This is a genomic window from Bdellovibrio sp. SBM16 (assembly GCF_056175625.1).
In genome coordinates this window covers 12729-34163 of the sequence record NZ_JBJKJG010000005.1, presented here as the reverse complement: position 1 = coordinate 34163, position 21435 = coordinate 12729, and the positions used below count along the sequence as shown (strand labels likewise).

At 43.2% G+C, this 21435-nt stretch carries 21 protein-coding genes; 16 read left to right on the top strand and 5 right to left on the bottom strand.

Annotated elements, in window-relative coordinates:
• Positions 1 to 19: 19 nt before the first annotated feature.
• Together nagZ and AC04MM_RS05735 are read left to right on the top strand one after the other, a co-directional pair.
• On the top strand, positions 20 to 1144 hold the full coding sequence (nagZ, locus tag AC04MM_RS05740; protein ID WP_475379371.1) for a beta-N-acetylhexosaminidase: 1125 nt from the start codon (positions 20 to 22) through the stop codon (positions 1142 to 1144).
• 125 nt (positions 1145 to 1269) lie between these two features.
• On the top strand, positions 1270 to 2484 hold the full coding sequence (locus AC04MM_RS05735; RefSeq protein ID WP_475379370.1) for an energy transducer TonB: 1215 nt from the start codon (positions 1270 to 1272) through the stop codon (positions 2482 to 2484).
• A gap of 99 nt (positions 2485 to 2583) precedes the next feature.
• Here AC04MM_RS05735 and AC04MM_RS05730 read toward each other — a convergent pair whose 3' ends face one another.
• The 3 genes from AC04MM_RS05730 to AC04MM_RS05720 are packed head-to-tail and all read right to left on the bottom strand — an operon-like array spanning position 2584 to position 5168.
• Positions 2584 to 2712, bottom strand: coding sequence for a hypothetical protein (locus AC04MM_RS05730; RefSeq protein ID WP_475379369.1), 129 nt, complete (start codon positions 2710 to 2712; stop codon positions 2584 to 2586).
• Between the two features lie 49 nt (positions 2713 to 2761).
• Complete coding sequence (locus AC04MM_RS05725) at positions 2762 to 3577, bottom strand: hypothetical protein (protein WP_475379368.1); 816 nt, start codon at positions 3575 to 3577, stop codon at positions 2762 to 2764.
• A 46-nt stretch (positions 3578 to 3623) separates the two neighbouring features.
• Positions 3624 to 5168 (bottom strand): hypothetical protein, encoded by a 1545-nt coding sequence (locus tag AC04MM_RS05720; protein WP_475379367.1) that lies wholly within the window; start codon positions 5166 to 5168, stop codon positions 3624 to 3626.
• 88 nt (positions 5169 to 5256) lie between these two features.
• Between AC04MM_RS05720 and AC04MM_RS05715 the strand changes: the two genes are divergently transcribed.
• The 5 genes from AC04MM_RS05715 to AC04MM_RS05695 are packed head-to-tail and all read left to right on the top strand — an operon-like array spanning position 5257 to position 10421.
• Entirely contained in the window at positions 5257 to 6057 is an 801-nt protein-coding gene (locus AC04MM_RS05715) for a hypothetical protein (RefSeq protein ID WP_475379366.1), read from the top strand.
• A complete protein-coding gene (priA, locus tag AC04MM_RS05710; protein WP_475379365.1) occupies positions 6054 to 8099 on the top strand; it encodes a replication restart helicase PriA in 2046 nt (681 codons plus the stop codon). Before AC04MM_RS05715 ends, priA begins: the two co-directional genes overlap by 4 nt.
• Positions 8100 to 8110: 11 nt before the next feature.
• Positions 8111 to 8827, top strand: a complete 717-nt coding sequence (locus AC04MM_RS05705; protein WP_475379364.1) for a CFI-box-CTERM domain-containing protein — start codon at positions 8111 to 8113, stop codon at positions 8825 to 8827.
• Between the two features lie 47 nt (positions 8828 to 8874).
• Positions 8875 to 10065 (top strand): NAD(P)-binding protein, encoded by a 1191-nt coding sequence (locus AC04MM_RS05700; RefSeq protein ID WP_475379363.1) that lies wholly within the window; start codon positions 8875 to 8877, stop codon positions 10063 to 10065.
• Entirely contained in the window at positions 10062 to 10421 is a 360-nt protein-coding gene (locus AC04MM_RS05695; protein WP_475379570.1) for a DUF1304 domain-containing protein, read from the top strand. Before AC04MM_RS05700 ends, AC04MM_RS05695 begins: the two co-directional genes overlap by 4 nt.
• On the opposite strand, the gene AC04MM_RS05690 is transcribed toward AC04MM_RS05695, so the two are convergent.
• Entirely contained in the window at positions 10416 to 11504 is a 1089-nt protein-coding gene (locus AC04MM_RS05690; RefSeq protein ID WP_475379362.1) for a hypothetical protein, read from the bottom strand. The two genes, AC04MM_RS05695 and AC04MM_RS05690, sit on opposite strands and share 6 nt — an antisense overlap.
• A 37-nt stretch (positions 11505 to 11541) precedes the next feature.
• On the bottom strand, positions 11542 to 13053 hold the full coding sequence (locus tag AC04MM_RS05685) for an alkaline phosphatase family protein (RefSeq protein WP_475379361.1): 1512 nt from the start codon (positions 13051 to 13053) through the stop codon (positions 11542 to 11544).
• A 268-nt stretch (positions 13054 to 13321) separates the two neighbouring features.
• Between AC04MM_RS05685 and rpsB the strand changes: the two genes are divergently transcribed.
• The 9 genes from rpsB to AC04MM_RS05640 all read left to right on the top strand — a co-directional run bounded on the left by rpsB (position 13322) and on the right by AC04MM_RS05640 (position 21435).
• Positions 13322 to 14266, top strand: a complete 945-nt coding sequence (rpsB, locus tag AC04MM_RS05680; protein ID WP_475379360.1) for a 30S ribosomal protein S2 — start codon at positions 13322 to 13324, stop codon at positions 14264 to 14266.
• Between the two features lie 32 nt (positions 14267 to 14298).
• Positions 14299 to 15213, top strand: coding sequence for a translation elongation factor Ts (gene tsf / locus AC04MM_RS05675; protein WP_475379359.1), 915 nt, complete (start codon positions 14299 to 14301; stop codon positions 15211 to 15213).
• A gap of 84 nt (positions 15214 to 15297) precedes the next feature.
• On the top strand, positions 15298 to 16011 hold the full coding sequence (gene pyrH / locus AC04MM_RS05670; protein ID WP_475379358.1) for a UMP kinase: 714 nt from the start codon (positions 15298 to 15300) through the stop codon (positions 16009 to 16011).
• 55 nt (positions 16012 to 16066) lie between these two features.
• Positions 16067 to 16624 (top strand): ribosome recycling factor, encoded by a 558-nt coding sequence (frr, locus tag AC04MM_RS05665; protein ID WP_475379357.1) that lies wholly within the window; start codon positions 16067 to 16069, stop codon positions 16622 to 16624.
• A 14-nt stretch (positions 16625 to 16638) separates the two neighbouring features.
• Positions 16639 to 17400 carry an isoprenyl transferase gene (locus tag AC04MM_RS05660; RefSeq protein WP_475379356.1) on the top strand — a complete coding sequence of 254 codons (762 nt, stop codon included), beginning with the start codon at positions 16639 to 16641 and terminating at the stop codon, positions 17398 to 17400.
• Positions 17381 to 18205, top strand: a complete 825-nt coding sequence (locus tag AC04MM_RS05655) for a phosphatidate cytidylyltransferase (RefSeq protein ID WP_475379355.1) — start codon at positions 17381 to 17383, stop codon at positions 18203 to 18205. Before AC04MM_RS05660 ends, AC04MM_RS05655 begins: the two co-directional genes overlap by 20 nt.
• A gap of 70 nt (positions 18206 to 18275) precedes the next feature.
• Positions 18276 to 19934, top strand: a complete 1659-nt coding sequence (gene rseP, locus AC04MM_RS05650) for an RIP metalloprotease RseP (protein WP_475379354.1) — start codon at positions 18276 to 18278, stop codon at positions 19932 to 19934.
• Positions 19935 to 19936: 2 nt separating this feature from the next.
• Positions 19937 to 20644: a tRNA (adenosine(37)-N6)-threonylcarbamoyltransferase complex dimerization subunit type 1 TsaB gene (tsaB, locus tag AC04MM_RS05645; protein WP_475379353.1), complete on the top strand. Its 708-nt coding sequence runs from the start codon at positions 19937 to 19939 to the stop codon at positions 20642 to 20644.
• Positions 20645 to 20664: 20 nt separating this feature from the next.
• A complete protein-coding gene (locus AC04MM_RS05640) occupies positions 20665 to 21435 on the top strand; it encodes an AAA family ATPase (protein ID WP_475379352.1) in 771 nt (256 codons plus the stop codon).

Here is a 21435-nt window from a genome sequence, read left to right as displayed (position 1 = left end):
TTCACATAAGGCATAGACAATGAAACTAAACGAACTTATCGGTCAGCATATGCTGATCGGTGTATCTGGACACTCACTGACCGAATCTGAAAAAAGCTTCATCGTAGAAAATAATATTTCCGGTGTGGTGTTATTTGCTCGTAATCTTTCGACGCCGGAACAGATTCGTGAGCTGTGCGCCGAAATTCAGTCGTTACGCCACAAAACGGTTTCTAAAGCGCCGCTGTTTATCGGTATCGACATGGAAGGCGGAAGAGTTCACCGCTTAAAGGCCCCATTTACCCAGTGGCCACCGCTTAAAACGGTCGGTGACTTAGATGCTCCGACAGTGGCGTTTCACTTCGCCCACCGCATGGGTTTAGAAATGATGGCCGTTGGAATTAATTTAGATTTCGCCCCGTGTGTAGATGTTTACACTAATCCGCAAAATACCGTAATCGGTGATCGTGCTGTCAGCACCGACCCGCATCAGGTCGAAAAAATGGCGTCAGCATTGGTGCGCGGCTACATTAAATCCGGCATTTTGTCCTGTGCAAAACACTTTCCCGGCCACGGCCACACCATCATCGATTCGCACGAAGAATTACCGATCGAAGAAGCCGACCTTAAACGTTTACATCAAGTAGAATTGGTCCCGTTTAAAAAAGCGCTGCGCAGCCGTGTTGATATGGTCATGACCGCACACATCTTATATAAATCGATTGATAAAGACTGGCCGGCAACGTTGTCAGAATTTTTCTTAAAAAAAATGCTGCGTGATGAATTAAAATACAAAGGTTTAATCATCACTGATGATCTGGATATGAAAGCAATGGCTAAACACTACGACACCGGATTTATCCCGGTTCGCGCATTACAGGCCGGTGCAGAATTATTGCTTTACTGTAACGAGCCGACTTCGCCTCCGGTAGCGATCGAATCCATTATGAGTGCTGTAGCCCAGGGCCAGCATTCAAAAGCCGAACTAGAGTACACGTTAAAAAGAATCTTAGATGTAAAGAAAATTAAATTATTAAACCCGGATCCACGCCCGCTCAACGAGGCGATGGAAATTATAGGGCACCCCGATCACCAATACCTGGCGGATTGCTTGCGTAAACAGATCATGCCTGAAGGCCTAGTCGATAACAGCGAAACCGCTTAGACTGACAAAAGGTGAAACAACCTTGTAAAATGTTCCCAAAGTTTCGGATGAAGCCAAACCCATTGCATTAGGGCTGGCGCGGGACTTGAAACATCTCAGATTGAATTTTTCTATTGGGGTGTATTATGTCATCAGGGCTTTACGATTATTATTTTGAAGAATCAGTGAATTATCGCAACCGCGATTCTTCGAAATATTTCGGTATGTCTGTGGTTATCCACGCAGCCTTAGCCATTGCTGCTCTATTTGTAACTGTACCGGTTATGGAAAAGCTAAAATCAGAACCGATTCTTGTCGAGTTCGAAGCTGTACAGGAACTACCGCCAATGCCGGTAAGGCCGATCCAGCCAGAAGTTGCCAAAGGTGAAAAAGTTAAACCAACCCGCGGCGGAAAAACCAGCTTCGCACCGGCACCCGCAGCACCACTGGATGCCAAAGACGATGTTGTCGTTAAAGGCCCGGTAAAAACGTCGCGCGTTTCAAAAGCAAAAATGGCAACCGTTAAAACCGCTACTTCCGGCGGTGCAGCCAAGACGGCGACCTATGCCCCTTCACGCTCCGGTGTACCTGAAACCCTGGAAGATATACCGGCACCGAAACTGGATTTCGACGGCGTTGAAGCCGCACAAGTCGGTAAATTCGGCGACGATGAATTAGAAAATGAATTTAAAAATATCGATCTCGCCAATGAGGCCGCGATTCGTGCTGAGAGATCCCGAATGGACGATCAGGCCCGCGAAATCGGCGATCAGCAGGATCAATCCCTTAAAGCCTTAGAAGATAAAATTGCCGCTGATTCGCGTGCGATGAACGATGATTTAATGGCCACACGTACAAAGAACGCAGCCGCAGTTGCAAGAATGCGGGCCGCTGAAAATGCAGCCTTAGCAGAGCGCGCCGCTCGTGAAAAAGCTGAGGCCATGGCTGCCTTATCACGTGGCCGCGGTACCGGCGATGCCGGTATTGGCCGTGGTTCTTCGGGCGCTAACGAAGCTTCGGTTGCTGCTGCCGGTGCACCGAATGGTGTGCGTTCGATCGATCAGCTTCGCCAGATGCCGGGCAATCCAAAACCTAGTTATTCAATCGAAGAACGCTTAAACCGCCAACAAGGCCGCGTGATTTTCCAGGCCTATGTAACTAAAGAAGGTGGCTTAACGAACTTTCGCTTATTGTCTTCAACCGGTTATAAAAATTTGGATGGAAAAACTTTAGCTGCTTTAAGAAAATGGCGCTTTTATCCAGGCCAACAAGGCTGGGTTGAAATTCCGCAAGTATGGACGTTAAAAGGTGATGTGCAGCAGATGCCAGCCACGTTACGCCGCAGAGCTGCTCTTCGTTAGAAAATTAAATCAGAATTTAAAAATAAAAAAGCCGAATGAAAAATTCGGCTTTTTTATTTATTTTAGGCTTTTAAATTTAAGGTCAAAAGACCTTAAAAACTAGTCGCCGAATAATTCTTTTTTAGATTTAGTCGAACCTTTAGTGCGAATAGTGGCTTTTCTTTTTTTGCCAGAAGTCGACTTTTTACGTTCACGAATAAACTCAAGTTTTTTAGTTTTTGAAGCCATGTCATCCCACCTTGTTAATTAAATAAGCAAATTTAGAGAACTAGGATTATCAAAACGGAACTGCTAAGTCAATTGAGTGATGGGTTTCTTTTTCAAATTCAGACTCTTTTATATAGGCATAATGTAGCCCAAATTGAGGGCCGCCAAAGCCTAAACCTGCCGTAAAATAGTTCTGAGAGATAATATTGTTGTTTTGGTAGCCCAAACGTAACTGAATCCATTCATTCATCAGGATTTCAAGGCCGCCTTTCACAATCGCCCGTTGGTCAGAATTGGCGTTTTTACCGGTTTCATACTCGCCGCGAACATTCACCAGCTCGTCGTATTTAGCCTCAAAACCCACAGCCTGGGTCGGTCGGTCATCTACGCTGTTCGGCAGATCAGTATCGTTAAGGGGTTGGTTTTTAACAGCCGCACCCACCGAAAACCAAGCGTTCGGGCGGTACACCACACCCACATCAACTAAATTTTGTCTGAATTTATCGTCGTCGGCCGGTAGCTGTGTCTCCTGAAAACCAAAATTCGCACCAAACGAAAGCTTGGGGCTTAAAGCGTAAGCTAACCCTAAATAGAACGCCTTAATTTTTACATCATCGATATCACTTTGGCTGTAGCCTAACATCGCCGGAAACAATGCATCCGCACCGTTATCGGCCAGCGAAATACGAAATGCACCTTTGGCAAAACTTAAGTCGGCTGCGCGCTGATCAAAAAGCGCAAATGTTGCCGGGTTATTAAAGGCACCATCAACCGGATTGATAGCACCGACGCCGGCGCCGCCCAGAGATGAGGCCACCGAGCCTAAATTTTCAAAAGATTGCGCGTAAGTAGCGCACGAAAAAAATAAAATGAATAAATACTTCATGTGCATAAGACTAAACACAATTTTTTGAAAAACCAAGAAGTTCTGGTTAGAAATTTGTCGACGTGCGCGTGCACACACTTAAATAGTTTGCACAACGTCCCAACAGTCGTTTCTCGTCTGCAGAAGAAGCCGTTGTGTAAGTGACACCCATTAAATTGTATGCAGTTAAATAACACTCTTTACTGGTGTCATACTGAATTCCGGCATTGGCACCTGCATTGGCTGGCGAGAAGATATTGGTCGTCGGCAAATAACAACTTGAATTAACCGGGGATACACAAATCTGATAGTTAGCGCGGTTAGCAATGCGGTCGGCCACAGTCACGCCCAGAGCGGTATCTTTCGGAATAAATAAGCCGATATTCCAATCCTGGGCCGAATGCTGGCGACGGATTTTTTTGACTGCCAACTGACGGGCTTCGGTCATATCGGTTGCGATTAACGGGCTGCAGGTAGGTTCGTTAAGAGCTTTGTTGTTCCAGTGTGCAGGTAAAACGATCACAAAGTTTTCACAAGACCATTGCACACCTTGCACGGTCGTGCCGGTAGACAAATCAATTTCTGTCACCGCAGTTCCGGACATCACATTGTTCATCCAGCCGGCAACATTTTTGTTCTTTGATTCGAATTTCAAAGTATAACCGCGACCAAATGCTTTTGACAGATCTGAAGTCTGACGGCGGATCTGACTGACCGTTTCGGCTGTCGGAGGCTCACCGCTGGTTGAGTCTAACTCTTTACCGCCGAACACGGCTGTTAGCAAGATTCGATCTGCCCCGGTCGAATTAAATTTTTTACGGACAAAATCAGAATAGTATTCACCCACTCCGAATTTGATTTCAGGATTCGAGTTGTTAGAATCATTTTCTTGTACCAGCGTGGCATCGGCTGTCTGGTTTACCCCGAATGTACCCTGTATCGGGGTTGGATCTGCTGTATCCGATAAGTTGTAAATGCGCGGTCCTTCTGAAAGCACCGTGCCTGTGTTGGTGAACTTAACTTCTTTAGTTAAGGTTGTGCCAACATAGCCCGAAGTTAAATCCTTCAAAAACAAATACACATCACGGCCCGGTATCGGGATTTTGGTGTTCGGATCATTATTGGCACCCGGCGAGATCAAATCAATATTCACAGATAGGTCAGTTTTTTTTCTGATTGAAAATTGTAAAAAGGCACCAGCGTTTGCCGTCGAATTTTGTAATGTGTATTTAACCTGATCAGGCGTAATAGTTGTTGAAGGCGCCTGCGGCTTAACAAAACGCCCGATATGCTGTAGAAAAGCAGTTCTTAATTTTAAACCGCCCTTAACGGCACCGTTACCGTTATTCGTTACAAAACCTTCGTTTACACCGATAGTTAAACTTGGAAAGTTGGTGGCAACTGCACCTTCTGCAACATAGTTCACGCAGGAATTATATGAAATGGTATCAGCGGCGATATCGTAAGCAAATGGCGCCTGTTTAGTCACATTATCCACTGTCTGTGAAATAGTACTTTGATTGTTTAAAATACCCTCACCTTTTGGTGTACACGAAAACACCAAAAATGGGATGATTAACAACAAATTTTGTAAGACGTGAGTCTGCTTCATCTCTTCACCATTATACCAGATAACCTAACACGAATTGTTAGTTATCTTTTGGACTAAACTTCCTGTCTCATTATGATATATTTTTCGTATGAAATCAGCTCTACGCCTGACTTTGGTCACTACAATTTTAGCATTTTCTTTCATTATTCCTTCAACGGGCTGGACTTTCGTTCTGCCGCTGGATTTCGTGGTAAAAAAGACAGTTGCAAAAACAGGCCGCAGTCCGATTTCAATCGACCAGGAAATCACCTTCAAAGCCGGTAAAGATTCACTGAAAACCCAGGAAAACTGGCTTATTGAAGGTGATCGTAACTTAAAGGTTTCAGCTTTCGGACTTGAACCGTACAAAGAAAACATCAAAGTAAATTCACTATTTAATTCAAAACAAAAAACGCAGGTTTTGGGAAAAACCAAAACACAAACGGCCGTTGGTAATGATTTTTACCAACGTTTATTGTTTATCCGTTCGAGTGATTCGTTTATGCAGTATCTTCGCGAGCTGGGCATCAGCGAAAAAACCAGATTATCACGTGCTGATGGGCGGGTCAGTATTGCCATCGGAAGACCTTCGCAGGGCGAAGACAAAAGCCCGCAAATCTGGATTGATCAGGACGAATTCTTAATCCGCAAAATCAGAATGCCGTCTGGCACTGAAATCAGTCTATCAGATTACGTTAAAGTGAGCGATGATTTCTGGATCGCCAAAACGCAGGTCATCAAATGGGCCGGCGTTACCGCTACTGTAAAGGTTAAAAACTTTTCTGTAAAAAACGCTGTAACTATTCAACAGTTTTATCCACAGAACTTTGAAGCTCCGACTGAGCTTGCCTTTAACGAATCAAGCAGCATTGCTCAGGTGGTTGAAGACTTCTATAAGAGGTTTAGATGAATATAGTTAAGGTCGCAGTCGATGCGCCTTTACTTGAACCTCTGACCTACCTGCAAAACCCCGATTTTCAAGTTTCACGCGGCGACGTCGTAAATGTCACTTTAGGAAAACGGAACGTTAAAGGCTATGTTCTGGCCGCGCATACCTCCACGCAAGAAGAACTCAATAAAGAATTCGGTAAAGAAGTAAAACTAAAAGCTGTCGTTTCAATTGACGAAGACTGGGTCAAATTAAAAGATCCGTATCTTACCTGGCTTGAATGGGTGGCCGAATATTATATTCATCCCATCGGGCAAGTGATCAATCTGGCTTTTCCGCCACTTGGAAGACAAACCAAAGCCCGCGCTTCAAAACGCCCGCCGGTTATTCCTGTTCTTGCACCGAAAGCCAAGCCGGAGCTGACACCCGAGCAAAAAAACTGTGTTGAGAGCATCTCTCTAAATACAGGTTTTAAAACCCACTTAATTCACGGGGTCACCGGTTCTGGTAAAACCGAAATTTACCTGCGTCTGTTTGAACAATGTTTAGACAAAAAACAAAAAGGTTTGTTTTTGCTGCCTGAAATTTCATTGACACCGCAGCTTGTAAACCGCTTCGTTGAACGCTTCGGTGATCAGGTGGCAGTGCTGCATTCACAGTTAACCGACCGTGAACGCACCAATCAGTGGTGGGAAATCATTCAGGGTGAAAAAAATATTTTAATCGGCGCACGGTCAGCGCTATTCTGCCCCGTTGATAATATCGGCTTAATCGTGGTCGACGAAGAGCACGAAACCAGCTTCAAACAAGACGAAAAATTAAAATACAATGGCCGCGACTGCGCTATTATGCTTGCGAAACACAACAACTGCGCGGTGATTCTGGGCTCTGCTACACCAAGTTTAGAATCCTGGAAGAATGCTACAGAAAAAAAATACCAGCTGCATACGCTGGTATCGCGTGTAGCCGATCGGCCGCTACCGGATGTAACAATCACTGATATGCGTTTAGAAAAAGATAATCCGGAACGCAAAAGCACCACCCCGTTTTGGTTATCTACCGAGTTACTGAACAGAATGACGATTTCTCTCGCTAACGACGAACAGGTGGCGCTGTTATTAAACCGTCGGGGAATGGCCCAGGTGGTGTTTTGCCAAAGCTGCGGCTACACTGCCGACTGCCCGAACTGCGATATCAGTTTAACTTTACACGCCCGTCACCATCTGGTGTGCCACTACTGCGACTATCACCAGAACTTTGAAGTGAAATGTCCAGATTGCTCCGAGGGTGAATTAACGCCGTTAGGCTTAGGTACCGAGCGCGTTGAAGAAGATTTAAAAAATTTATTTCCGGATAAAAAAATAGCCCGCGCCGACCGTGATGAGATCACCAACCGTGTTGAAATGGAAGAGCTGATCGACAACATGGAAAAAGGCGAAATCGATATCTTGATCGGCACGCAGATGATTGCTAAGGGTTTGGATTTTCCTAAATTAAAGCTGGTCGGCCTTCTATTGGCCGATGTTGGCTTTAATTTACCGGACTTCAGATCGAGTGAAAAAAGCTTTCAGTTGATCACCCAGATGTCGGGTCGCGCCGGCCGCCATGTCAGTGGTGACGAATCCCCTGGAGCAGTTGTGATTCAGGCGTACAACACCGAACATGAATCATTACAATTTGCCAAGTCACATGATTATATCGGTTTTGCTGAACACGAATTATTAAACCGTTCGCCGTTGAAATACCCGCCGTTTCAAAAAATGCTGTCTTTCCGGATCACGTCGATGTCGCAGGATAAATCACAGACAACCGCTAAATATATTTTGGCACGCGCCCAAGCGTTAAAAGAAAAATACCCCCAGTTTTATTCTCAAATTGAAGTCTTAGGTCCAGCTGCTTCGCCGTTATCTCGATTAAAAAACCAATACAGGTATCATTTAATCTTAAAAGGTTTAAAAGCAGTCGAACTGAATCAATTAGCACGGCAGATTTTATCTGACGAAAAATGGATTCCTGCCCAAGTGAAAGTCCTGGTCGATGTTGACCCCATGAGTCTATTGTAAAATAATGAAGCGTGGCTGATGAAAAGCAGGGAAAACCTCAAAATTTAACCGTGGTTGAAAGAGCCAAACAAGAACGCAATGAAAAGATGTGGCAAATGCGCTTGTCTATGGTCAAACAAGGCCAGCGAGCTATGCAAAATAAAAGATACAGCGACGCTGTCGTCAGTTACGAAAAATACATCCGCATTCTTGAATTAATTTTCGATGTTCAAAAAGGTCAGAATTTAACACCAGAAGTTTTTAAAGAATCCGCCAAGACATCAGAAATGTCGATCCTATCCGGCGTTTACTGGGACTTAGTTCGCATATACGACACCAACTCGCAGTATGGAGAGCGACAAACCAAATGCGCGACCCAGCTAGCGCTGTTTGCTCCATTAACCCCGGTGTACAACGACATTGTTAAACAAGCTCAAGAATTTGTAAAAACGGCGCGCCAGCCTGAACGTGTCAAAATCTTTTTAGCTTCGGCAGGAAAAACTTCGCGCTGTTTTATCGCCACCGCCGCTTATCAGTCGCCGAACCATAGCGATGTTATGTTCCTACGCAATTACCGTGACTCTGTCTTAAAACAATCATTTTTAGGCAGAAAATTTATTTATTTTTACTACCGCTACTCCCCAAAAGTAGCCTGCATTCTTGATCGGCACGAATTCCTGAAAGCGCCTACCCGCTGGGCTTTGAAGTTTGTGATCAAATGCGTTAGACAAAAAAATCCCCGTACATAATCCCCTTTTTTGTTGCATCAACTGCAAAGTTTTCTGATCGTATTGGTATGCACATCTACGATTATATCATCATTGGAAGCGGCTTAACCGGCCAAACAATTGCAACTCAAGTTTCTCAAGAAACACAAAACGTGTTATTGATCGAAGCCGAAGCTTTCACCGGCGGATCAAATCGTCAGGCCATGTTAAACGGAAATGTGATCGATGCGGGTTTACGCTTTTTGCCGGCCACTGATCTTTCGGTTAAAGCCGTTGAACAAATGGAAAACCTGTTAGGTTTAAAATTAATTAAATCTGAAAAAGAAAACCACCCGCAAACGTACGATGCCTCAGGTTTTAAATCGTTCGTTGGCTTCGGCGACAAATCTCCGGCGTTCTACGATCAGTTTTCTTATTTTTTAAATCCAAAAGAGTTAGAATTAACTTTACCGGTTCACCAGATCATGGAGTTATTGAAAAATAAATACCAAGGTGAAACATTAATGCGTTCGCATGTAACTAAATTCGGTTTTGCTGAACAAGAAGAAGGCTCAAAAGCTGATCCGCAATTAACACATGTGGTTGTGAACGGCTCTAAAAACTACTACGCCAATAATTTTATCTACGCAGGACCGGTGCGTGATTTAGCGTTAATCATGCCAGATGATGTGTTAAATGCCCGCGCCAAGGCTAAACTTAAAAAAGATTCTTACTGGATGGCGATCTGCTTAGATTTATTCCACCAGGATTTAACGACAGAACAAGAAGGCTTATTCGTTCTTGATGGCACAACTGATGATGGCATCGGACCATGCGCGGGCCGCTTTTTACCGGCTGTAGCAGCTGAGGTGTCACCGACCCAAAAAGCGCAACAAATCTCGCAATGGATCAGCTTTATCGATTTAACAACCGCTGAAGAAACCGAAAATGTCGGCGAAGTGTTAAAGAAAATGAAACGTCAGATTAAACGCGCATTCCCGGAAATGTCTGAAGCGATTAAAGCCGAAAGAATTTTTATGAGCCCACCGTTAACCGGCGGCGAATTAAAAATGAATTCAAACGGGACCTTACACAAAGTAAATAACCTGTGGATCGCCTCAGCTTCTATGAATCAGTATCCGAATTTATTAGGTTCGTTGTTACAATCACAAATGACATTAGCTTCTTTAGGCTTTGGCGGCTTCCAGATGGCCAACGCTAACTTTGCTGAAGAACAAGCTGAACAAAACGAAGAAACTCAAACACAGGCGGAATTATAAACACAATCATTCAAGCATTAGTATTGTTGATCGCAGCATTGCACATTTACTTTCTGGTGCTTGAAATGTTTTTGTGGACCACGCCAGTGGGCCTTAAAACCTTCCGCTTAACCAAAGAATTCGCTGAACAATCTAAAACCCTGGCTGCTAACCAAGGCCTGTATAACGGCTTTTTAGCGGCCGGTTTATTATGGGCGTTCTTTCACACAAATCCCGAATTCGCCCAGCAACTACGTCAGTTTTTCTTGATGTGTGTTGTGATCGCCGGGGTTTACGGTGCCATGACCGCATCAAAAAAGATTCTCTACATTCAGGCGATGCCGGCAGTAATCGCTTTGTTATTAACCCTGTTATAATTCGATATTATTAATAGAAATTCGGTACGGATAATCAAAGGCACCGTTGCGGATTTTGATTTCGACATTATCGCCTACTTCTGCTGAGTTATAAACATCCTGAGTAACTTTAAGCGATTCGATTCCACGGCTGCTATTCGGCTCATTATAATGCCAGTGATAAGTATAACTGCGTCCACCTTTACGGCTGCGATGCACGCGCACCTCTTTATGGGTAATCTGCAAACGCTGAATACTCACTGGCGATTGATCTAACAGCTGATTTAAATCGACAAACGTTTTAGTGCCCCAGAACGGTGACCCAAAAAGCAAAAATAAAAAATTACCAATCATTACAATATGTCCGCGCGCGGATTCACGGAAATATTTATAAAAAACAGCCAACAGAATTCCGACAATGGATAACCCGACGAATATCCCTGGCAAAAAGATTTTCCACGGACTATCTAAAACATATTGATCTTGAATTACATGCTCAAACAACGCTTCAACTGCATATAAGGTCAAAGCTAATATGACCGATTCAAAAATTAACAACTTCGCAATAAACGGATCTTTATAAGCTTGAAATTTTGAAGTCTGCGAGATTGGTTTAATTTTTTCAGCCAGGCTATGCAACATCTGAACAACACGCTCAGTTTGCGGAACAGTTGTCTTGCTTTCAACAAAAAGCGATCTTCCATCACATTCGATAAATTTAATATTATCGCAGGTTACAATGATATCGTGAATTAGCTTACGAATAACAGGGTCACTCCGCAAAGCCTGATTAAAATGAAAGTGATCTGAACCAATGTAATACTGCCCATCAAAAGCTATATCACCGGTCTGAAGTTCAGCGGCAAATCCGATATCTTTTAACAATTTATTCCACTGATTTTCTCTCTGGATTTTAAACACGGCATCGCTTTCAATCGCAACCGCCAGCCAATAACTGACTACTCGGCCTTTATGTTTACCTTCGTGAACCGCATAGGCAAGTGTACCGATACTTTGATTAAAATTAAAACGGTTACGATTAAACCTTAAATAACGAAGATAAAATCCACCAACTAAGACTATTAAACGTGCGACAATCCACATGGATTAATTTTTTACCGTTAACCCATGAATTGTTAGTCTAGTTTTTGTTTTTAAAAGCTTCGTCTAAAACCCGGCCGCTAGCTTTGGCCGGCGGCAATACTCCTGAGATAAATGACAGCGTCGGCGCAATATCAACAATGCGCGAGCCTGCGTAAACTCCGGCGCTAAACCATTTCGGACCCCACATAATCACCGGCACCGAGTTGTCATAGTTCCAGTTGGTCATATGATTTACGGTGGCCCCGGTTTTTTGCGCATAAAATGGCTCCGGCACTAAAATTAAATCCCCGGCCACATCATCAACAAAACTATTTTCTGCCGGAAAACGTAAATCCAAATACGGAATCTGTGCTTTCATAATCTGTTCACGGGTAAGTACTTTATAAATTCCCGGAAGCTGCGCAAATACTTCTTTGGCCAGCTCCTGCGCTTTAGCAGCATCAATTTTTTTCTCGGCCAAACGGGTGCGGTTTAAATACACATGCGAAGCAAATACCCCTTCGATCCAACCTGAGCTTCCGCTTGAGCCGAATTCTTTTGAGAGTTTTTCATTGGCCTGTTTAATGGCCGCTAAAAAGTCTAATTCGCCAGTGGCGATTTTGCCTGCGCGTAAGATTTCACCAGCCGGCGGAATGCCGTGATCGGCCGTTAATACAACCACAGTTTTATCTAAAAGATTTTTCTGCTTTAACACGGTAAAAAGTTTGGCCAACATTTTATCTTCAAATAATGTTAAGGTTTTTAAATTCGGTGAATCCGGTCCTTCTTTGTGACCTAAGATATCGTGATTCGACAGACTCACACCTAAAACATCAGGGCCATTCGTATTACGTTGCCCCAGTTTTTCTTCAACTAATGCCGTAATCGCCACATCCATCGTTGCTTCCACACCGCGCTTTGAAGCTTCAAGATTTTTCGCTTCCAGATCACCTTGAGTTTTTTGTTTGGCGTTGATTTTTTCTAACCACTTAGGTGTTTTTCCGTCGTTGTAGTATTTAGTCGTTACCCACTCATTCGGTTTATATTCATACCACAAAGCCATATCTGCTCTGTGCCCGCCTAAGAAAATCGCCGAGCGGTCTTTTAACGAAACGGTAAATACTTTGCTGTCGGGATAAATATTTTTGATTTCATCGCCATACGTGGTGGTTTTTAAACGGCGTGGAGACAGCCCAAACTCTGCATCATCGGCACAGTAGGCGCGTTTTTTATTTTTAATATCATACCACTCGTTGATCTGAATACTGGTCTGCGCCGGGTATGAACCCGTTAAAATCATCGCATGCCCCGGGCAAGTCATCGCCTGCAAAATCCCGTACGTGCTTTGCGCAAAATAAGCGCCCGTGCTCATCATATGGTTAAAACCCAAAGCTGATGCCGGTAAGAAGTCTTTCTGATAGCGACTTAAGAAGTCTGAACGAAACTGATCGATCACGACAACCACCACTAATTTGGGCTTTTGTTTGTAAGTTTCAAAAGATAGGTTTTTGGCCTGTGCGGGCACCAAAGCCAGCGCGAATGTGATTGCTAAAAGTAGACTGTTTTTCATGGGTTAGACTATAATAGAGGAAATTTCAGTTGTCCTGCAATTAAACTGGTCTATAAGTCCTAAAAATAAGGATTTCCCGCTTGCCTTACCCCCCTTTGGTTTGCTATCTCTGATCCTCACTAAAACACACGGGATGGTAATACCTGGTCTGATGCTTAAATTGGTTGCATCGGAAACACTCGCAAAAATAGATTCTAGCGAATCTATGCAGTCCAACTGCACGAGCTCTGCCACCCGGAGGCTTAACCAGAAAAAAAGGAAGTAATACATGGCACAAGTTACCATGAAAGAAATGTTAGACGCTGGCGTACACTTTGGTCACCAAACACAACGCTGGAACCCAAAAATGAAACCGTATGTTTATACAGCTCGCGGTGGAATCCATATCATCGATCTTCAAAAAACAGTTGTTCGCGCTAACCAAGCTGCTGAATTTGTAAAACAAATCGCTGCTGACGGTGGCACAATGATCATGGTTGGTACTAAAAAACAAGCTATCGAACCAATCCAAGAAGCTGCAAAAAAATCTGGCCAATACTTTGTTACTAAACGTTGGTTAGGTGGTATGTTAACTAACTTCGAAACGATCAAACAATCTATCGACCGTTTACGTAAAATCGACAAAATGAAAGAATCAGGCGATTTCAATCTTTTAACTAAGAAAGAGCGCGCTGGTTTAGATAACGAATACATCCGTTTAACTGAGTACTTAGAAGGTATCCGCGAAATGAAGCAGATTCCTGCGGTTATGTTCGTAGTTGATCTTCCTAAAGAACACATCGCTGTATTAGAAGCGAAAAAATTAGGTATCAAAGTTGTTGCGATTGCTGATACTAACTCTGATCCAGAATTAGTTGATTTCCCAATCCCAGGTAACGACGATGCTATCCGTTCTATCAAATTATTCTCTAACTTAATCGCTGACGCTTACATTGAAGGTGCTAAAGTTTGGGAACAAAAAGCCCGCACTATGACTGATAAAGCTTCTGACAACAAAGAAGCAGCTGCAGCTACTGAAGCTCCAGCTAAACGTGGTCCTCGTGCTCCAGGCCCTAAAGGTGATAAAGCCGCTCCAGCGGCAGCAGCTAAATCTGCTGGCCCATCAGTTGTTAAAGCCAACAAATCTCGTAAATTAGTTGCAGCTGGTACAGCTGATCTAGTTGAAATCGAAGCAGAATTAAACGAAGAGAAAAAGGATGATTCAGCTGAGTAATCTCAGCTGATGTCATAAGTAAGGAGAAAAGCATGTCTATCTCTGCATCAATGGTTAAAGAACTGCGTGAAAAAACAAACGCGGGTATGATGGATTGTAAAAAAGCTTTAGAAGAATCTAAAGGTGACTTTAACGCTGCCGTTGAATGGTTACGCGTAAAAGGTTTATCTGCAGCTGCTAAAAAAGCTGACCGTGTTGCCGCTGAAGGTACTGTTGCAGCGAAAACTTCTGGTAAAACTGCTGCAGTTGTTGAAGTTAACTCTGAAACAGACTTCGTAGCTCGTAATGATGGCTTTAAAGCTTTCGTTAACGAAGTTGTTGATCACGTGATCGCTTCTAACTCGACAGGTGATTTATTAACTCAGCCATTCAAAGGCGCTACTGTTGGTGACGCTCTTAAAAACGCGATCGCTACAATCGGTGAAAATATCGTTATCCGCCGTACTGAAAAGTACACTACTAACGACACAGGCTTAGTTCACACCTACATCCACGGTGAAGGCAAAATCGGCGTAATGATTGAAGTACAAGGCTCTACAGCTGCTGTAGCTTCTTCTGCTGATGCCAAAACTTTTGCTTCTGACGTTTGCTTACATATCGCTGCGATGAACCCAATGGCTTTATCTTCTGCTGATATGAACCCAGAAACAGTGGCTAAAGAAAAAGAAATCTTAAAACAAAAGAACTTAGAATCGGGCAAAAAACCTGAAATGATCGAAAAAATCGTTGAAGGTCAAATCCGTAAATTCTTAGCTGAGAACTGCTTAGTAGACCAAGCGTTCGTAAAAAATCCAGACTTAACAATCTCTGCTTACGCTAAAGAAGCAGGTAAAAAAGCTGGCGGCGAATTAACTATCAAACGTTTCACACGTTTTGAGTTAGGCGCTGGTATCGAGAAAAAAGTGAACGACTTCGCAGCTGAAGTTGCATCAATGCAAGGTCACTAAGATCTTGCAGAATAAAAAAAGCTCTCTTCGGAGGGCTTTTTTTTTGCCGAACTTAATCATCCACATCACTGAAAGGATCTACTTGTGAAAAAACCTGTCTTCAAACGTATCTTGCTAAAACTGAGTGGCGAGGCCTTAGCCGGCGCCCAGGGAACAGGAATCAACGCGCAAGTGATCGCGCAAATCGCCCAGGACGTTAAAGCGGCATTTGATACCGGTGTACAAATCGGTGTTGTTATCGGTGGTGGTAATATCTTCCGCGGTGTTGCCGCTTCGGCACAAGGTATGGATCGTGCAAGTTCTGATTACATGGGAATGCTTGCAACTTGTATCAACGCCTTAGCTTTACAAGACGCATTTGAAAAAGCAGGAATTCCGACTCGCGTACAATCAGCAATCGAAATGGCCGAAATCGCAGAACCTTACATCCGTCGCCGCGCTATTCGCCACCTTGAAAAAGGCCGCTTAGTGATCTTTGGTGCCGGTACTGGTAATCCATACTTCACAACGGATACTGCCGCTTCATTACGTGCGATGGAAATCAACGCCGAAGTTATCATGAAAGCGACTAAAGTTGATGGCATCTACGACAAAGACCCTAAAAAGCACGCTGATGCTAAAAAATACGATGAAATCAGCTACATCGAAGTCTTAAAACAAGGTTTACAGGTTATGGATTCAACGGCGATCAGCCTTTGTATGGATAACAAATTACCTATTATGACGTTCGACTTGGCTAAATCAGGCAACATCTTAAAAGCCGTATCAGGTGAGAATATCGGCACTATCGTAAAATAAAGAGTGCAGTTTAAATTAGTTTATTGTTTAAATACTTAAGTAAACGGAGAAATTTATGATCGAAACTTCAAAAACAAATGCAAAAGCGAAAATGGAAAAAGCAGTTAACTCGCTGGTTGAAGAGTTAAAAAAAGTTCGCACAGGTAAAGCTCAGGTTTCTATGCTTGATGCCGTACGCGTAAATTACTACGGAAATTTGGCTCCATTAAACCAGGTAGCTTCTGTTTCAACTCCGGATGCGACAACGTTCTTAATCGCTCCTTGGGAGACTTCAATCCTTAAAGAAATCGAAATGGGTATCGTTAAATCTGATATCGGTATGGCGCCGATCAATGACGGTAAAGTTATTCGTTTAAAAGTACCTGCTTTAACCGAAGAGCGCCGTAAAGACTTAGCTAAGCAAGTTAAAAAGATCGCTGAAGATGCGCGTGTTGCTGTTCGTTTAATCCGCCGTGATGCCAACGAAGAAGTTAAAAAACTTTTAAAAGATAAAGCCGTTTCTGAAGATGAAGCTAAAAAAGGCGAAGCAGACATTCAAAAATTAACTGACGACACGATTAAAAAAGTTGATCAGTTAGCTGACGAAAAAGAAAAATCAATCCTTACAATCTAAGGCTTATTTTACTGATGTCGCAAATCAAACATGTCGCAATTATTATGGATGGAAACGGTCGCTGGGCACAGCTGCGCGGCCGTCCCCGTACCTACGGGCATGTTAAGGGCGTGCGTGTCGCAAAAAAAATTATCACGCATGCTGCGAATTTAGAATTACCACACTTAACTTTATACGCTTTCAGCTCTGAAAACTGGTTTCGTCCGCAGGAAGAAGTTTCTGTACTGATGAAACTAATGGAGCGCTATTTAATCCGCGAAACCGAAAACCTCATTAAAAAGAATATTCAGTTTCACACGATTGGTGATTTATCCAAAGTTCCGGCTAATGTCAGAAAACTGATTAATGAGGCCAAAGTTAAAACAGCGCATTGTTCGGGACTGAAGCTGACGTTTGCTATCAGTTACGGATCCCGCCAGGAAATGGTCGGCGCTGTTCAGGCTATCGCGACCGATCTTAAAGACGGCGTCATCACGGTTAACGAAATCAACGAAGAGATGATCAATAAACGTTTAATGACGTCTCATTGCCCAGACCCGGATCTAATTATCCGCACCAGCGGTGAATACCGCTTATCAAACTTTTTAATGTGGCAGGCCTCGTACAGCGAATTGTATTTCAGCCCTATCTTGTGGCCTGACTTTAAAGAAAATGACTTCAACACTGCCCTGACTGATTTCAAAAACCGTAATCGTCGTTTTGGCCGCATCGAAGGTGTTCTAAAAACTCTATTTAACAAAAAAGAAAAAAACAAAAATGCCGAACTTAATTTCTAGAACTCTTTCGGCAGTCGTTGCTTTAAGTATTTTGGTTTCAATGGTTTATTTTTTTAACGAAAAAGGAATCTATGCCTTAATCCTGTTTGCATCACTGCGCGGTTCTTATGAAATCGCCCGTATGGTCTTTAAAGCGCACTACCCTAAGTTTGCGACGCATGCGTTTGTGGTAATTAATCTGGCTACCTTTTTACTGTTAACTTTGGTGGCCAATAAAGACTTTCAGATGTTTTTTGTGCTGTTAAGTTTTGTTGCCAGCATCGCTGTCGCCATCCTGTTTCATAAAAAGTTCAACGATTTGCAGGCTATTTTTGACTATGTTTCACAGTCAGCATTCGGTACCGTTTATACCGCAGTTATTCCGGCAATCGTCAGCGGTTTAGTCTACTCGCAACACGGTATGCACTGGTTTTTCTGTTTGCTGGCGGTGGTGTTTGCCGGCGATATCGGTGCTTACTTGTTCGGTGTTACCCTGGGTAACAAAAAAGTGGCTCCGACACTATCCCCTAAAAAAAGTGTCGAGGGTGCCATCGGCGGTTTGATCTTTTCGACTTTAACAGCTTATGCGTTTTCATTTATTCTGACAGATGTTGCCCTGCCGGTGTTATTAGCCTGCGGCTTTTTCGGTGGTTTACTAGGCCAGATTGGTGATTTTTTCGAATCTCTGGTTAAACGAGTTTCTGGTGTTAAAGACTCAGGAACGATCATGCCGGGCCATGGTGGTGTCTTAGATCGAATCGATGGCGTGCTTTTAGCTTCACCTTTGTTTTATTTTGCTGCGAATTATCATAGTCTTTGGTCTTAAGTCTGCACATCTAGTTACTTAATAGTTTATATAATGCTAAAATATTGCTTTAAACCACGAGGGTTTTTACATGACGTATTTATTCAGTATTTTGGGCTTTCTCTATTCTAACGTTTTGCCATTCATTATTCTTTTAGGGATCCTGGTTTTCGTCCACGAATTAGGCCACTTCTTAGTTGCCCGTGCCTGCGGTGTTCGTGTTGAAGTGTTTTCATTGGGCTTTGGTAAAAAAATCTTAAGTTTTAAAAAAGGTTACACCACTTACTGTATCTCAATTGTTCCGTTGGGCGGATACGTTAAGATGTTCGGCGAACAATCAACTGATGCCGAAAGCTTATCGGCCGAAGACCGTAAAGTGTCTTACACGCACAAAACCGTATGGCAGCGTATTGCTATTGTTTTTGCCGGCCCACTGATGAATTTCTTATTTGCCGTGCTGGTGTTTGGTTTTATCGCTTACACCGGCGAAGAAACCCGCGCTGCTCGTATCTCGGAAGTAACTGCCGGTTCTCCAGCCGAAGCGGCAGGATTAAAATCACAAGATCTGGTCTTAGCCGTTAACGACATCAAAGTCAGAAGTTACGAAGAATTTCAAAATGCCTTAAACACAGTAAAAAACCAATCCGCACAGATTCAGGTGCAACAAGACGGCGAACAACCGCGCACCGTGACTGCGCAGGTGACCACTGCTGATAACCCGAATATTTTTGCCGGCACTAAAACTATCGGCTCGATTACCGGTGTTTTACCGTACACCAAAGGCAGCTTAATCGCAGTTAAACCGGATTCTGTGGCCTTCAAAGCCGGTCTACGCACCGGAGACGAAATCTCTAAAATTGCTGACCGCAAAGTTCAGTCATGGACTGATTTAGCCCGCTTAACTCAGAGCCAGACGTCAACCCTGACAGTGATGCGCACAACTGACGGCAAAACTGCTCCGGTTGATTTAACTCTGACCCTGCCGGCGGAAACAACGTATGCATCTGTTGCAGACCTAGGCATCGACAACACCGAGCTTTACCTTGAACAAATCGTTCCAGGTTCACCTGCTGCTCAGGCTGATTTACAGAAGCATGATAAGATCGTGGCTATTAATGGCCAGGAGATGACGGCCTGGGAAAACGTATTAACGACCATTAAAAGCTACGACGGCAAAGAAGCTTTAGAATTTAAAATCTCACGTGAAGGCACTGAAATCATCAAGAAAATTACCCCGCAAGTTACATCACAAATGACCAGCATGGGTAAAGAAGACAAGCGCTTCACAATTGGTATTATGCCAATGATGAACATCGCCCAGCCCGAAGTGGTAACCGTTAAAGACGATTCTTTGATCGCCGCAACAGTTAAAGGCTTTGACCGCTCTTGGGATATTTCGGTGATGACGGTGATGTCGTTTGTGCGTCTATTTCAGGGCGAAGTATCGCATAAAAATATCGGAGGCATGATCTCAATCGGCAAAGCAGCAAGTGATGCTTACGCGATGGGTGTGCAGCAGTTCTTAATGACGATGGGTATTTTATCAATTAGTTTATTCATCTTAAACTTATTACCGGTTCCGGTTTTAGATGGCGGACACTTAGTGTTTTATGCTATTGAAATCGTGAAAGGTTCACCGCTTAGCGGAAGAAAATTAGAAATCGCCCACCAAATCGGTTTTGCCCTGTTAATGGGTTTAATGGTGCTGGCGTTATTTAACGACTTTACTAAGTTTATTTTTAAATCGTAATTATGATCATTTTATCCTGCGAAACCAGCACTTTACTAGGAAGTGTGGCCATTCATAAAGATGGCCAGCTACTTTCACAAAAGTCGCTGTTTCGTCAGGGATCGCACGCGGAATCCTTAAATATCTTAGTTCAGGACTGTCTGGCTGAAGCAAAGCTTAGCTTAAGCGATTTCGATCACTTCGTAACTGGACTTGGGCCCGGGAGTTTTACCGGCATTCGTATCAGTTTTAACACCATTAAAACTTTTTCTGAGATTTTTGCTAAAACTATGGCCGGCGTTGATAGTTTAAAAAGTCTGGCTTTTTTAAACCGCGATCTGGCGCTTTCCTTATCCGGCGGCGAAATCGCCTGCGCGATCAATGCTTTTAAAAACATGGTCTATATTGCTACATATAAAGTAGAAAATAATTCTCTCGTTGAAACAAGACCTCCGCAGGTTGTGCGGGTACAGGAATTAAATTCGTTTATTAGCGCACCGATTTTATTTGTTGGTGATGCGTTTTCTTCCTATGAAACTTACTTAACAAAAAATTGTGCGGGCAAACTTATCCGCAATGAAAATGTTCACGACTATCCGACAGCGGTTGCTGTCGGTCACATCGCCAGTCTAGAAAATAAATTTTTTCATTGGTCTAAACTTTTACCTCTTTATTTGCGCGCATCCGAAGCCGAAGAGAACCTGAACGGAATCAAGTATCAACCTCTGTAGTATCTTCGGGAGTATGCAAAATGTCGGAAATTTGGTGTGTTGCTAGCGGTAAAGGTGGCGTAGGTAAAACATTTGTAGCCTCTGGCCTTGGAATCAGTTTAGCAAAATTAAGAAAAAAAGTTTTGTTAGTCGACTTCGACATATCCGGCGCAAATCTGCACACCGTTTTAGGACTTAAAGAATTTAAAAAATCGATCGTTGATGGTTTGGCTTCGGCAGAAAACTGCAGCGATATGATTATGCGTTCTCCGTTTTCGAATTTAGATTTTATTCCCGGCTTTATTGTTCCGCAATTAGGCCAAGAACTATCCACCTTTAAAGTGGATTCCCTGTTACAGCAGCTTAAAAAATTGCACTATGATGTAATAATTTTCGACCTCGGCCCCGGCGCTCAAAAAGCTAATTTTAGTTTAATGGCCTATGCCGGCCGCAATTTTATTGTTACCAACTGCGAACCAACTTCGATCGAAAAGACGTATTCTTTCATCGAACAGTATGTCGCCTTTGATGGTAACACGAAAAATTTACACCTTTTGGTGAATTTCTGCCGTTCACAGCAACATCAGGCCCTAGGAAAATCCTTTGAGTCGGTTTTATTCAAAAAGCACGATATCAATGTGCGCTTTTCCGCTCCGATTCGCTTTGATAATGCTGTGTGGCAATCGACTTTTATGAGCACATCGAATTTGCAAAATGTTTTTGCATTAATGCCGTATTCCGAGGTCTGTCATGATTTTTACAAAATCTGTAAACATTTGATTGATCCGAGTGAACTACGGGCCGTATCATAA

Coding starts and splice junctions, on each gene's coding strand:
- nagZ (WP_475379371.1), top strand. CDS start 20: ATGAAACTAAACGAACTTATCGGTCAGCATATGCTGATCGGTGTATCT.
- AC04MM_RS05735 (WP_475379370.1), top strand. CDS start 1,270: ATGTCATCAGGGCTTTACGATTATTATTTTGAAGAATCAGTGAATTAT.
- AC04MM_RS05730 (WP_475379369.1), bottom strand. CDS start 2,712: ATGGCTTCAAAAACTAAAAAACTTGAGTTTATTCGTGAACGTAAAAAG.
- AC04MM_RS05725 (WP_475379368.1), bottom strand. CDS start 3,577: ATGAAGTATTTATTCATTTTATTTTTTTCGTGCGCTACTTACGCGCAA.
- AC04MM_RS05720 (WP_475379367.1), bottom strand. CDS start 5,168: ATGAAGCAGACTCACGTCTTACAAAATTTGTTGTTAATCATCCCATTT.
- AC04MM_RS05715 (WP_475379366.1), top strand. CDS start 5,257: ATGAAATCAGCTCTACGCCTGACTTTGGTCACTACAATTTTAGCATTT.
- priA (WP_475379365.1), top strand. CDS start 6,054: ATGAATATAGTTAAGGTCGCAGTCGATGCGCCTTTACTTGAACCTCTG.
- AC04MM_RS05700 (WP_475379363.1), top strand. CDS start 8,875: ATGCACATCTACGATTATATCATCATTGGAAGCGGCTTAACCGGCCAA.
- AC04MM_RS05690 (WP_475379362.1), bottom strand. CDS start 11,504: ATGTGGATTGTCGCACGTTTAATAGTCTTAGTTGGTGGATTTTATCTT.
- AC04MM_RS05685 (WP_475379361.1), bottom strand. CDS start 13,053: ATGAAAAACAGTCTACTTTTAGCAATCACATTCGCGCTGGCTTTGGTG.
- rpsB (WP_475379360.1), top strand. CDS start 13,322: ATGGCACAAGTTACCATGAAAGAAATGTTAGACGCTGGCGTACACTTT.
- tsf (WP_475379359.1), top strand. CDS start 14,299: ATGTCTATCTCTGCATCAATGGTTAAAGAACTGCGTGAAAAAACAAAC.
- frr (WP_475379357.1), top strand. CDS start 16,067: ATGATCGAAACTTCAAAAACAAATGCAAAAGCGAAAATGGAAAAAGCA.
- AC04MM_RS05660 (WP_475379356.1), top strand. CDS start 16,639: ATGTCGCAAATCAAACATGTCGCAATTATTATGGATGGAAACGGTCGC.
- AC04MM_RS05655 (WP_475379355.1), top strand. CDS start 17,381: ATGCCGAACTTAATTTCTAGAACTCTTTCGGCAGTCGTTGCTTTAAGT.
- rseP (WP_475379354.1), top strand. CDS start 18,276: ATGACGTATTTATTCAGTATTTTGGGCTTTCTCTATTCTAACGTTTTG.
- tsaB (WP_475379353.1), top strand. CDS start 19,937: ATGATCATTTTATCCTGCGAAACCAGCACTTTACTAGGAAGTGTGGCC.
- AC04MM_RS05640 (WP_475379352.1), top strand. CDS start 20,665: ATGTCGGAAATTTGGTGTGTTGCTAGCGGTAAAGGTGGCGTAGGTAAA.